This is a genomic window from Streptomyces sp. NPDC037273, from assembly GCF_055603625.1.
The window spans coordinates 106,896-118,897 of sequence record NZ_JBVJVO010000001.1 but is presented as its reverse complement, the minus strand read 5'-3'; the positions used below and the strand labels follow the sequence as shown (position 1 = coordinate 118,897).

The following is a 12,002-nucleotide window of genomic DNA, read 5'->3' as shown; positions in this document are numbered from 1 at the left end:
TTCGTCTTCTTCGTCTTCCGGACTGCGTGACAGGAGAGTGTGGAGCAGTGCAGTTGGTAGTCGCGCGGGTCGGCCGCGCCCACGGCATCAAGGGCGAGGTCACCGTCGAGGTGCGGACGGACGAGCCCGAGCTCCGGCTCGGCCCCGGCGCCGTCCTGCTCACCGACCCGGCCTCCGCCGGGCCGCTGACCATCGAGTACGGCAAGGTCCACAGCGGCAAGCTGCTGCTGCGCTTCGAAGGCGTCCGCGACCGCAACGCCGCCGAGGCCCTCCGCAACACCCTCCTCATCGCCGAGATCGACCCCGCCGAGCTGCCGGAGGAGGAGGACGAGTACTACGACCACCAGCTCATGGACCTCGACGTCGTCCTCGCCGACGGCACCGAGATCGGCCGGATCACCGAGATCTCCCACCTGCCGTCCCAGGACCTCTTCATCGTCGAGCGCCCCGACGGCACCGAGCTGATGATCCCGTTCGTCTCCGAGATCGTCACCGAGATCGACCTGGAGGAGCAGCGGGCCGTCATCGACCCGCCGCCCGGCCTCATCGACGACCGCGCCGAGATCGTCTCCTCCCGCGACGAAGAGCCGGGTGACGACGCATGAGGCTCGACGTCGTCACGATCTTCCCCGAGTACCTCGAACCGCTGAACGTCTCCCTCGTCGGCAAGGCACGCGCGCGCGGACAGCTCGACGTCCACGTCCACCACCTGCGCGACTGGACGTACGACCGGCACAACACGGTCGACGACACCCCCTACGGCGGCGGCCCCGGCATGGTCATGAAGACCGAGCCCTGGGGCGACGCGCTCGACCAGACGCTCGCCGACGGGTACGAGGCCGGCGCGCACGGCCCGGTCATGGTCGTCCCGACCCCCAGCGGCCGCCCCTTCACCCAGGAACTCGCCGTCGAGCTCTCCGAGCGGCCCTGGCTGATCTTCACCCCGGCGCGTTACGAGGGCATCGACCGGCGCGTCATGGACGAGTACGCGACCCGGATGCCGGTCTACGAGGTCTCCATCGGCGACTACGTGCTCGCCGGCGGGGAGGCCGCCGTCCTCGTCGTCACCGAGGCCGTCGCCCGCCTCCTGCCCGGTGTCCTCGGCAACGCCGAGTCCCACCGCGACGACTCCTTCGCGCCCGGCGCCATGGCCAACCTCCTGGAGGGGCCCGTCTACACCAAGCCCCCGGAGTGGCGCGGCCGGGGCATCCCGGACGTCCTGGTCAGCGGGCACCACGGCAAGATCGCCCGCTGGCGGCGGGACGAGGCCTTCCGGCGCACGGTCGCCAACCGGCCCGACCTCATCGAGCGCTGCGACCCGTCCGCCTTCGACAAGAAGGACCGCGAGGTCCTCTCGATGATGGGGTGGGCGCCCGAGCCCGGCGGCCGATTTTGGCGCAGGGTCGAGGACGTGGAAGAATAGGCCGCTGTCGTCCGTCCGGCGCGCGCCCCTGCCACAGGGGGAACGACGTCCGCCAGAGACGTACGGCATCCCGATCATCCGAACGTACCGCTGATGACCTGTGGCATCAGCGAGGAAAGAGACCTCCATGGCCTCCCTGCTCGACCAGGTCAACGCGGCCGCGCTCCGCTCCGACCTCCCCGCCTTCCGCCCCGGCGACACCGTGAACGTCCACGTGCGCGTCATCGAAGGCAACCGCTCCCGCATCCAGCAGTTCAAGGGTGTCGTCATCCGCCGCCAGGGCTCGGGCGTCAGCGAGACCTTCACGGTCCGCAAGGTCTCGTTCTCCGTCGGCGTCGAGCGCACCTTCCCGGTGAACTCCCCGATCTTCGAGAAGATCGAGCTCGTGACCCGCGGTGACGTCCGTCGCGCCAAGCTCTACTACCTGCGTGAGCTGCGCGGCAAGGCTGCCAAGATCAAGGAGAAGCGCGACCGCTGAGCCCCGGCTCACCGCTCACGCGACGCTTGAGGTCCTCGCACAGACGGGCCGGATAGGCTCTGTCCCCGATGGACACCGAAGCACAGCACACGGAGCGCGACCCCTCCACCGACACGGAGGAGGGGTCGCGCTCCGCGCGCGTTTCCTGGCGGCGTACGGGCCTCGTGGGCGTCGCCTGCGTGGCCTTCCTGCTGCTCCTGAGCCACTTCGTGATGCAGCCCTTCCTCATCCCCAGCGGCTCCATGGAACCGACGCTGCGGGTCGGCGACCGGATCCTGGTCAACAAGCTGGCGTACCGTTTCGGCAGTGAGCCGCGCCGCGGCGACGTCGTCGTCTTCGACGGCACGGGATCCTTCGTGCGGGAGGAGCCGCAGGGCGATCCGGTCACCGGACTGCTGCGCGGCGCCGGGGCCGCGCTCGGGCTCGCGGAGCCCGCCGAGACCGATTTCGTGAAGCGGGTCGTCGGCGTCGGCGGCGACCGGGTGGTCTGCTGCGACAAGGACGGACGGCTCACCGTCAACGGCGTCGCGGTCCAGGAGCGCTACCTGATGCCCGGCGACCAGCCCTCCAGCGTCGCCTTCGACATCGTCGTCCCCCCGGGCAGGCTCTGGGTGATGGGCGACCACCGCAGCCAGTCCAGCGACTCCCGCGACCACCTGGGCAGCCCGGGCGGCGGGATGGTCCCCGTCGACAAGGTCGTCGGACGCGCCGGCTGGATCGCCTGGCCCTTCGGCCGCTGGTCCGCCCTGCCCGCCACGGACGCCTTCGGGGCCGTACCGTCCCCGCCGGCCGGCGGACACGGAGCAGGGGCCCATGGGTAGCCGCGGCCGTCCGGCCCACGGCTCCGCCCGTGGCGCCGACCCCGCACAGCCCGCGGCCCTGCCGGGCCGCGCCGAGCGGCGCAGGCTCGCCCGCCGCGTCAGGCGGCGCCGGCAGCGCTCCGCGATCCGGGAGATCCCCGTCCTGATCACGGTGGCCGTACTCATCGCCCTCGTCCTCAAGACCTTCCTGGTCCAGGCCTTCGTCATCCCCTCCGGCTCCATGGAGCAGACGATCCGGATCGACGACCGGGTCCTCGTCGACAAGCTCACCCCGTGGTTCGGCTCCCGGCCGCAGCGCGGTGACGTCGTCGTCTTCAAGGACCCCGGCAACTGGCTCCAGCACGACACCGCGCCGCCCGCCGACGACCCGATCGGCATCAAGCAGGCCAAGCAGGCCCTGACCTTCATCGGCCTGCTGCCCTCGGCCGACGAACGGGACCTCATCAAGCGGGTCGTCGCCGTCGGCGGGGACACCGTCCGCTGCTGCGACAAGGACGGCCGGCTCACCGTCAACGGCGTACCGCTGGAAGAGCCGTATCTGCACCCCGGGAACCAGCCGTCCGAGATCCCCTTCGAGGTGAAGGTCCCCGAAGGCCGGATCTTCGTCCTCGGCGACCACCGGTCCGACTCGGCCGACTCCCGCTTCCACCTCGACGAGGAGGGCCACGGCACGGTCTCCGAGGAGCAGGTCGTGGGGCGCGCCGTGGCGATCATCTGGCCCTTCGGGCACACGCGGTGGCTGGAGCAGCGGAGCACGTTCGAGAAGGTCCCGGACCCGGTACCGGACAGCAGTGCGAGTTCCGAGTACCCGCGCGGTCTGTCGCATAGTGTGTCCCAGCGGAATCTGAACGGATTGCCCGGGCTCCCGACCCCTGCGGAACTTCTGCTCGTTATGGGAGTGGTGGGCCTGTCCCTGTTCGGGGGCAGGCGTTCGCACGGATTGAGGAGTGGATGTGGGGGATTTGGCCGTCGGCGCACGATCCGGACACGATGAGCCCGAGAAGAGGGCCGACGGGGCCTTCGGCGATGACACGACGGGTGGCGACGTGACGGGTGACGAGCAGGCGCAGCCGCCGGGCGGCGGTACGCCGGGCGAGGGCGACGACGAAGCGGCGGGCGGCTCCGGCAGGGGCCCGAAGAAGCAGCGTTCCTTCTGGAAGGAACTGCCGCTCCTCGTCGGTATCGCCCTGGTGCTCGCGCTGCTGATCAAGACCTTCCTGGTGCAGGCGTTCTCGATTCCCTCGGAGTCGATGATGAACACCCTCCAGAAGGGCGACCGCGTCCTCGTCGACAAGCTGACCCCCTGGTTCGGCTCCGAGCCCGAGCGCGGCGAGGTCGTCGTCTTCCACGACCCGGGCGGCTGGCTCGAGGGCCAGGAGGCGCCCACGCCGAACGTCGTGCAGAAGTTCCTCAGCTTCATCGGCCTCATGCCGTCCGCCGAGGAGAAGGACCTCATCAAGCGCGTCATCGCGGTCGGCGGCGACACCGTCTCCTGCAAGGAGGGCGCCAAGGTCGTCGTCAACGGGGTCGCGCTCGACGAGACCTCGTACCTCTACCCCGGCTCCGTGCCCTGCCAGGACTCGTTCGGGCCGGTCAAGGTCCCCGAGGACCGGATCTGGGTGATGGGCGACAACCGCCAGAACTCCCTGGACTCCCGCTTCCACCAGCAGCTGCCGGGCGCGGGCACCGTCTCCAACGACGAGGTCGTCGGCCGCGCCGTCGTCATCGCCTGGCCGGTCACCCGCTGGGCCACGCTCCCCGTCCCGGACATCTTCGACCAGCCCGGCCTCAACCAGGCCATGGCCGCCGCCCCGCTCGGCGCGGCGAGCCTGGCCGGAGCGCTCCCGCTGGTGCTGTGGCGCCGGAAGAAGCGCACCGCTGGGCATACCGCCGAGTAGTGACCCGCGGGTAGGGTGCCGTCCCGGAACGTCGAGAGACCTCTGGGGCTGCACATGAGCGGAAATACCGGAACGAAGGGCGGCCACGGCCGCCTCGGCAGCGTGCTGTCGGGGCTGGCCGTGGCCGTCGGCTGTCTGCTGTTCCTCGGCGGCTTCGTCGGAGGCGCGCTGATCTACCAGCCGTACACCGTGCCCACCGACTCGATGACCCCGACCCTCGACGTCGGCTCCAGGATCCTCGCCGAGCGCGTCGACGGCGACGAGGTGCGGCGCGGTGACGTCGTCGTCTTCAAGGACCCGCTCTGGGGGAACTCGCCCATGGTCAAGCGGGTCGCCGCGGTCGGCGGTGACACCGTCGCCTGCTGCGACAAGGACGGGCGGCTCACCGTCAACGGCACGCCCGTCGACGAGCCGTACCTGCGGCCGGGGATCGGCGGCCGGACGACCGCCTCGGACAAGGAGTTCTCCGTGACGGTCCCGGAGGGCAGCCTGTTCCTCCTCGGCGACGACCGGCACACCTCGCTCGACTCCCGCACCCACCTCGAAGACGCCGGACAGGGCTCCGTGCCCCGCTCCACCGTCGTCGGCAGGGTCGACGCGGTCGTCTGGCCCGCCAAGGGCCTGCTGGAGCCCCCGGCCGGCTTCGCGGCCCTCCCAGGCGGCACCTCGGAGCCGGGGCCGTTCCGCGCGCTCTTCACGGCGATCGTCGCCGGGTGTGTACTGATCTTCGCGGGTGCGGCGTACGGGCCGGTGGCACGGCTGCTGACCCGGGGGCGAGCCGGGAACGGGTCCCGGCCGGGGAAGCGGGAGAAGGTGGACGCGTGACGGAGCGCGGGACGGACGCCGGGCCGGCCGCCGAGGCGCCGCGGCGGGTGGCGCGCGTCGTGCTGCTCGACCCGGACGACCGCATCCTCCTCATGCGGGGTTACGAGCCGGACGACCCGGCCGACACCTGGTGGTTCACCCCGGGCGGCGGCCTGGAGGGCGAGGAGACGCGGGAGCAGGCGGCGCTGCGCGAGCTCGCCGAGGAGACCGGCATCACCGATGTCGAGCTCGGCCCGGTGCTGTGGAAGCGGTACTGCTCCTTCCCCTTCGACGGGCGCCGGTGGGACCAGGACGAGTGGTACTACCTCGCCCGCACCCGCCGGACCGAGTCCGCGCCCCGGCCGCGGGCCCTCACGGAGCTGGAGACCCGGAGTCTGGCCGGCCTGAGATGGTGGACCTCCGCCGAACTGTCGGCGGCGCGTGAGACGGTGTACCCGACCAGGCTCGCCGAGCTGCTGCACACGCTGCTCGACGAGGGACCTCCCGGTGCACCGGTGGTTCTCGCCCCGGAAATCGTTTAGGGGCGCGCACGGCTGGCGCACAATAGGGGGACGCACGGCTGAAGGGGAACATGCCATGAGCGCCGAGGACCTCGAGAAGTACGAGACCGAGATGGAGCTGAAGCTCTACCGGGAGTACCGCGACGTCGTCGGGCTGTTCAAATACGTGATCGAGACCGAGCGTCGCTTCTACCTCACCAATGACTACGAGATGCAGGTGCACTCGGTCCAGGGAGAGGTCTTCTTCGAAGTCAGCATGGCCGACGCCTGGGTCTGGGACATGTACAGGCCGGCCAGGTTCGTGAAGCAGGTCCGGGTCCTCACCTTCAAGGACGTGAACATCGAGGAGCTCAACAAGAGCGACCTCGAACTTCCCGGCAGCTGACGCGCCTCACCCGAAGGGGTGAGTGGGTTTTCCACAGGCTCCCGTCCCTCCACAGCGCCGCACGCGGTCCGCCGCACTCCGTCACATTCGGTGACGGAGGTGGTACCGCATGAACAGGACCCAAGCCCTCGGACGGTACGGAGAAGAGCTGGCGACCCGCCGGCTCACCGCGACCGGCATGCATATCCTCGCCCGCAACTGGCGCTGCGGCCGGACCGGCGAGATCGACATCGTCGCCCGTGACGGCGACACCCTCGTCATCTGCGAGGTCAAGACCCGTCGCCACGGCGGGTACGAACACCCGATGGCCGCTGTCACACCCCGCAAGGCCGAGCGGCTCCGTCGCCTCGCCGCCTGCTGGCTCGACCGCAGCGGCGGCCCGGCACCCGCCGGCGGCGTCCGCATCGACCTCGTCGGCATCGTCCTGCCGCACAAGGGCGCCCCCGTCCTCACCCACGCGCAGGGGGTGGCCTGATGGGATTCGCCCGCACCTGCTCCGTCGCCCTCGTCGGCGTCGAAGGCGTCGTCGTCGAGGTCCAGGCCGACCTCGAACCCGGGGTCGCCGCCTTCGCCCTCGTCGGCCTCCCCGACAAGAGCCTCGTCGAGAGCCGCGACCGCGTCCGCGCCGCCGTCGTCAACTCCGGCGCCGAATGGCCCCAGAAGAAGCTGACCGTCGGACTCAGCCCGGCCTCCGTCCCCAAGGGCGGCAGCGGATTCGACTTGGCCGTCGCCGCGGCGGTGCTGGGCGCCGCCGAGCGCATCGACCCGCGCGCCATCGCCGACCTCGTCCTCATCGGCGAACTCGGCCTCGACGGGCGCGTCCGGCCCGTCCGAGGCGTCCTGCCCGCCGTCCTCGCCGCCGCCGAGGCCGGCTACCAGCAGGTCGTCGTACCCGAGCGGACCGCCGGCGAGGCCGCGCTCGTCCCCGGCGTCTCCGTCCTCGGCATCCGCAGCCTGCGCCAGCTGATCGCCGTCCTCACCGACGAACCCGTACCCGAGGAGGAGACCGAGGAGGAGGGCAGGCCCGACGCCATGCTCGCCGGACTGCTCGTCCCCGGCGCCGGCATCGGCACCGGACTCGCCGCCGACCCCGCCGACGGCCCCGACCTCGCCGACGTCGCCGGCCAGCACCGGGCCCGCCGGGCCCTGGAGATCGCCGCCGCCGGCGGCCACCACCTCATGCTCTCCGGCCCGCCGGGCGCCGGAAAGACCATGCTGGCCGAGCGGCTCCCCGGCATCCTGCCGCCGCTCACCCGGCAGGAGTCCCTCGAAGTCACCGCCGTGCACTCCGTCGCCGGCATCCTCCCGCCCGGCGAACCCCTCGTCCGCCGCGCCCCCTACTGCGCGCCCCACCACTCCGCCACCACCCAGTCCCTCGTCGGAGGCGGCAGCAACGGACTGCCCAGGCCGGGCGCCGTCTCCCTCGCCCACCGCGGAGTCCTCTTCCTGGACGAGGCGCCCGAGTTCTCCGGCAAGGTCCTCGACGCGCTCCGGCAGCCCCTCGAATCAGGGCACGTCGTCATCGCCCGCGCCGCCGGCGTCGTCCGGCTCCCGGCCCGCTTCCTCCTCGCCATCGCCGCCAACCCCTGCCCCTGCGGCCGGCACACCCTCCAGGGCGCCGGCTGCGAATGCCCCTCCGCGGTCATCCGCCGCTACCAGGCACGGCTCTCCGGACCCCTGCTCGACCGCGTCGACCTGCGCGTCGAGGCCGAGCCGGTCACCCGCGCCGACCTCCTCGGCCAGGGCGGGCGGGGCGAGCCGACCGCCACCGTCGCCGCACGGGTCCGCGAGGCCAGGGCCCGCGCGGCGGCCCGCCTCGCGGACACCCCCTGGAACGTCAACAGCGAGATCCCCGGACACGAACTCCGTACGCGCTACCTCGCCGCACCCGGCGCCCTCGCCTCCGCCGAACGCGACATCGAGCGCGGACTGCTCACCGCCCGCGGGCTCGACCGGGTCCTCCGGGTCGCCTGGAGCGTCGCCGACCTCGCCGGACACGACCGGCCGGACGGCCAGGACATCGCGCTCGCGCTCGAACTGCGCACCGGCATCGCGCGCGGTGTGCCGGTGGGAGCGGGGGAGTACGCATGACCGCCACGGACGAGCGGCTCGCCCGCGCCGCGCTCACCCGGGCCGTCGAACCCGGCGACGAGCACGCCGGCCGATGGATCCGCCACCACGGGGCCGCCGGCTTCCTCGACCGCCTGCTCCACCCGGAGGAGCACCGCGGGCGCCGGGCCCGCCGGGGCCGGGACCCGGACGACACTCTGTGGGATGCGTCCGACGAGGTGCCGGACGCGCGTCCCGAAGGGCCCGGTGACGGGCTGTTCACGGGGACAGGGGCGCGACGGGTCGACGGGTGGCGGCGGCGGGCCCGGGCGGCCGAGCCCGCGAGGGACCTGGAGACCGTGCACCGGCTCGGCGGGCGGTTCGTCATCCCGGGCGACACCGAATGGCCCCGGCAGCTGGACGACCTCGGGGACGCCAGGCCGCTCGGGCTGTGGGTCAGAGGGCCGGCCGATCTGCGGAGCTGGGCGCTGCGATCCGTCGCCCTGGTCGGTGCGCGGGCCTGCACCCCCTACGGGGCGCACACCGCGGCCGGGCTCGCCGCGGGGCTGGCCCGGCACGGCTGGGTCGTCGTCTCCGGGGCGGCGTACGGGATCGACGGCGCGGCCCATCGCGGGGCGCTCGCCGCGGGCGGGGCGACGGCCGCCGTGCTCGCCTGTGGCGTCGACACCCCCTATCCCCGGGGGCACGACCGGCTCATCCGGCGGGTGGCGGAGCAGGGGCTCGTGATCGGCGAACTGCCGCCCGAAAGCCACCCGACGCCCAGCCGGTTCATCCTCCGCAACCGTGTCATCGCCGCCCTCACCCGGGGGACCGTGGTCGTCGAGGCCCAGCACCGCAGCGGCTCGCTCGTCACCGCCCGCGCCGCCGCCCGGCTCGGCCGTCACACCATGGGGGTACCCGGCCCGGTCACCAGCGCGCTCTCGGCGGGCGTCCACGAACTGCTGCGCGGCGGCGCCACCCTGGTCACCGACGCCGACGAGATCGTCGAACTCGTCGGCGAGATGGGGCAGCTCGCCCCCGTCCGCAGAGGCCCGGTCCTGCCCCGTGACCTGCTCGCTCCCGCCACGGCACAGGTCCTGGAAGCCGTACCGGCCGGGGGGCCGACGTCCCTCGGCGTCATCGCGGGCCGGGCCGGCACCACCCCCGACGAGACGCTCGCCAAGCTGTACGAACTCCACTCGCTCGGCTTCGTCGAACGTCACGGGGAGGGCTGGCAGTTGACGAACACGGCGACTCCGCCGTCGAACGCGCGGCGAGGCGGTGCTTGACCTGGAGCATTCGGGTGAAAGGGTTGAGGCGATGAACAATCGAGTTCTCTCGGCCGCACCCGAGGGGCCGACACGCGCCACGGCCCGGGTTCGAAGATGCGACCGACGGCGTCCACCCGGACCGGCGCGATCCGCCGATGTACGCGCACCGCGACCGCGCACTCACGCTACGCTCACCAGGATTCCCGCCAGGACACCCAGGACACCCACACCGACACACCCGCCAGCAGAACGGCTCAAGGCAACGCATGCCCCAGCACACCTCCGGGTCTGACCGCGCTGCGGTGCCCCCAGCAGCCCGGGGCACCGTGCGACCGTCCGCACCGACGTCGCTCGACGAACTGTGGCGGTCGTACAAGGACACGGGCGACGAGCGGCTGCGGGAGCAGCTGATCCTGCACTACTCGCCGCTCGTCAAATACGTCGCCGGGCGCGTCAGTGTGGGACTGCCGTCCAATGTGGAGCAGGCCGACTTCGTCTCCTCCGGGGTCTTCGGCCTCATCGACGCCATCGAGAAGTTCGACGTCGAGCGGGCGATCAAGTTCGAGACGTACGCCATCACCCGGATCCGCGGCGCGATGATCGACGAGCTCCGGGCCCTGGACTGGATCCCCCGCTCCGTCCGCCAGAAGGCGCGCAACGTCGAGCGGGCCTACGCCACCCTGGAAGCCCAGCTGCGGCGCACCCCCTCGGAGAGCGAGGTGGCCGCCGAGATGGACGTCACGCTGGAGGAACTGCACGCGGTTTTCAGCCAGTTGTCCCTGGCGAACGTGGTGGCCCTGGAAGAGCTGCTGCACGTCGGCGGAGAGGGCGGCGACCGGCTCTCCCTGATGGACACCCTGGAGGACACGGCCGCCGACAACCCCGTCGAGGTCGCCGAGGACCGCGAGCTGCGCCGCCTGCTCGCCCGCGCCATCAACACCCTCCCCGAGCGGGAGAAGACCGTCGTCACGCTCTACTACTACGAGGGCCTCACCCTCGCCGAGATCGGCAACGTGCTCGGGGTCACCGAGAGCCGCGTCAGCCAGATCCACACCAAATCGGTGCTGCAGCTCCGGGCCAAGCTGGCCGACGTCGGACGCTGAGCGTCCGGGGCCGGCCGTACAGTGGAGCCGTGCCCAGGATTCGAGCGGCCTCCGTGGCCGAGCACCGGACCATGCAGCGCGGCGCCCTCCTGGACGCCGCGCGATCCCTGCTGTCCGAGGGCGGGACGGAGGCGCTGACCTTCCCCGCGCTCGCCGAGCGCACGGGCCTGGCCCGTTCCTCGGTGTACGAGTACTTCCGATCGCGCGCGGCAGTAGTCGAAGAGCTGTGCGCCGTCGACTTCCCCCTCTGGGCCGCCGAGGTCGAGGCCGCCATGGCCGGTGCCGAGACGCCCGGCGGCAAGGTCGAGGCCTATGTCCGCAAGCAGCTGGAACTGGTCGGCGACCGGCGCCACCGGGCCGTCGTCGCCATCTCGGCGAGCGAGCTCGACGACGGCGCCCGCGAGAAGATCCGCGCCGCCCACGGCGGACTCGTCGCCATGATCGTCGAGGCCCTCGCCGCGCTCGGCCAGCCCCAGCCCCGCCTCGGCGCCATGCTCCTCCAGGGCGTCGTCGACGCGGCCGTCCGCCGCATCGAGCTCGGCGCCGCCGAGGACCCCACGGAGATCGCCGAGGCGGCGGTCTCGATGGCCCTCCACGGAGTCAACGGCGCCGACGGCGTCAGCGGCCCCACGGTCTGACCCGGACGTCCCCGCCCCGCGGCGGCAGCAGCCGCGACGCCGGCCTGGCCGTGAGCAGCAGCGGGTTCAGATAGGCGTCACCCCGGAGCAGCCCCCAGTGGAGGCACGACTCCGCGCAGTGCGTACCGGCGGCGACCTCGGCGACCGGCGTCCCCGCGCTGACCCGGGTGCCGGCCCTCACCAGGGGCACGACCGGCGCGAAGGTGGTCCGCAGCGGGGGAGAGCCCGAGTCCGGCAGGGTCAGCGTGAGGACCCCGCGCCCGCCGACCGGGCCCGCGAAGGTGACCGTCCCGGCGGTCGGCGCGCGGACCGGGGCGCCCGGCGCGGCGGCGAGGTCGACGCCCCGGTGGCCGGCCGCGTAGGGACCGGGCGGCGGCTGCCAGCCGCGGAGGATCTCCGGCGGCGGGGGACCCACCGGCCAGAGCAGCCCGAGGACGATGATCAATGGCGTCAGGTGCATGGGGCCAGACTCCCCGCGCCGCCCGCTTCGTACGGGTCCCGGCCGGTTTCTGTGGACTACTCGCCGGTTGTGGACAGGGCCGTCACCCGTCGCTCCCGGGGTCCCGTACACTTCCTATGGCGACTCGGGTCACCGGGTCGACTTCGCACGC

The 12,002-nt window shown here is 72.5% G+C and carries 15 protein-coding genes; 14 read left to right on the top strand and 1 reads right to left on the bottom strand.

The genetic code is table 11. The annotated features are described in order from the left end of the window. Window positions 1-47 precede the first annotated feature (47 nt). From rimM to ACZ7G1_RS00470, 14 genes are all read left to right on the top strand, one after another. Window positions 48-605, top strand: a complete 558-nt coding sequence (rimM, locus tag ACZ7G1_RS00535) for a ribosome maturation factor RimM (RefSeq protein WP_470880944.1) — start codon at window positions 48-50, stop codon at window positions 603-605. After that, the gene (gene trmD / locus ACZ7G1_RS00530; protein ID WP_470880942.1) at window positions 602-1,423 is read left to right on the top strand and encodes a tRNA (guanosine(37)-N1)-methyltransferase TrmD; all 822 of its coding nucleotides are present in this window, start codon (window positions 602-604) and stop codon (window positions 1,421-1,423) included. Before rimM ends, trmD begins: the two co-directional genes overlap by 4 nt. A gap of 127 nt (window positions 1,424-1,550) precedes the next feature. Then, window positions 1,551-1,901, top strand: coding sequence for a 50S ribosomal protein L19 (gene rplS / locus ACZ7G1_RS00525; protein ID WP_317874030.1), 351 nt, complete (start codon window positions 1,551-1,553; stop codon window positions 1,899-1,901). A gap of 68 nt (window positions 1,902-1,969) precedes the next feature. Further along, window positions 1,970-2,722, top strand: a complete 753-nt coding sequence (gene lepB, locus ACZ7G1_RS00520; RefSeq protein ID WP_470880940.1) for a signal peptidase I — start codon at window positions 1,970-1,972, stop codon at window positions 2,720-2,722. After that, the gene (gene lepB, locus ACZ7G1_RS00515) at window positions 2,715-3,716 is read left to right on the top strand and encodes a signal peptidase I (RefSeq protein ID WP_470880938.1); all 1,002 of its coding nucleotides are present in this window, start codon (window positions 2,715-2,717) and stop codon (window positions 3,714-3,716) included. The genes lepB (ACZ7G1_RS00520) and lepB (ACZ7G1_RS00515) overlap by 8 nt, the downstream gene beginning before the upstream one ends. Next, the gene (lepB, locus tag ACZ7G1_RS00510; protein WP_470880965.1) at window positions 3,685-4,620 is read left to right on the top strand and encodes a signal peptidase I; all 936 of its coding nucleotides are present in this window, start codon (window positions 3,685-3,687) and stop codon (window positions 4,618-4,620) included. The genes lepB (ACZ7G1_RS00515) and lepB (ACZ7G1_RS00510) overlap by 32 nt, the downstream gene beginning before the upstream one ends. A gap of 54 nt (window positions 4,621-4,674) precedes the next feature. Then, window positions 4,675-5,445 (top strand): signal peptidase I, encoded by a 771-nt coding sequence (gene lepB / locus ACZ7G1_RS00505; RefSeq protein ID WP_470880936.1) that lies wholly within the window; start codon window positions 4,675-4,677, stop codon window positions 5,443-5,445. After that, window positions 5,442-5,966: an NUDIX hydrolase gene (locus ACZ7G1_RS00500; RefSeq protein WP_470880933.1), complete on the top strand. Its 525-nt coding sequence runs from the start codon at window positions 5,442-5,444 to the stop codon at window positions 5,964-5,966. The genes lepB (ACZ7G1_RS00505) and ACZ7G1_RS00500 overlap by 4 nt, the downstream gene beginning before the upstream one ends. A 55-nt stretch (window positions 5,967-6,021) precedes the next feature. Next, entirely contained in the window at window positions 6,022-6,330 is a 309-nt protein-coding gene (locus ACZ7G1_RS00495; protein WP_005311352.1) for a DUF2469 domain-containing protein, read from the top strand. Between the two features lie 109 nt (window positions 6,331-6,439). Then, window positions 6,440-6,805: a YraN family protein gene (locus ACZ7G1_RS00490; protein ID WP_470880931.1), complete on the top strand. Its 366-nt coding sequence runs from the start codon at window positions 6,440-6,442 to the stop codon at window positions 6,803-6,805. After that, window positions 6,805-8,421 carry a YifB family Mg chelatase-like AAA ATPase gene (locus ACZ7G1_RS00485; protein WP_470880929.1) on the top strand — a complete coding sequence of 539 codons (1,617 nt, stop codon included), beginning with the start codon at window positions 6,805-6,807 and terminating at the stop codon, window positions 8,419-8,421. The genes ACZ7G1_RS00490 and ACZ7G1_RS00485 overlap by 1 nt, the downstream gene beginning before the upstream one ends. After that, window positions 8,418-9,668 carry a DNA-processing protein DprA gene (gene dprA, locus ACZ7G1_RS00480; RefSeq protein WP_470880927.1) on the top strand — a complete coding sequence of 417 codons (1,251 nt, stop codon included), beginning with the start codon at window positions 8,418-8,420 and terminating at the stop codon, window positions 9,666-9,668. The genes ACZ7G1_RS00485 and dprA overlap by 4 nt, the downstream gene beginning before the upstream one ends. 248 nt (window positions 9,669-9,916) lie before the next feature. Next, complete coding sequence (gene whiG / locus ACZ7G1_RS00475) at window positions 9,917-10,753, top strand: RNA polymerase sigma factor WhiG (RefSeq protein WP_470880925.1); 837 nt, start codon at window positions 9,917-9,919, stop codon at window positions 10,751-10,753. A 71-nt stretch (window positions 10,754-10,824) separates the two neighbouring features. Continuing rightward, window positions 10,825-11,391, top strand: a complete 567-nt coding sequence (locus ACZ7G1_RS00470) for a TetR/AcrR family transcriptional regulator (RefSeq protein WP_470880963.1) — start codon at window positions 10,825-10,827, stop codon at window positions 11,389-11,391. Here the strand turns inward: ACZ7G1_RS00470 and ACZ7G1_RS00465 are convergent. Further along, on the bottom strand, window positions 11,372-11,851 hold the full coding sequence (locus ACZ7G1_RS00465; protein ID WP_470880924.1) for a murein hydrolase activator EnvC family protein: 480 nt from the start codon (window positions 11,849-11,851) through the stop codon (window positions 11,372-11,374). The two genes, ACZ7G1_RS00470 and ACZ7G1_RS00465, sit on opposite strands and share 20 nt — an antisense overlap. Between the last annotated feature and the right edge of the window lie 151 nt (window positions 11,852-12,002).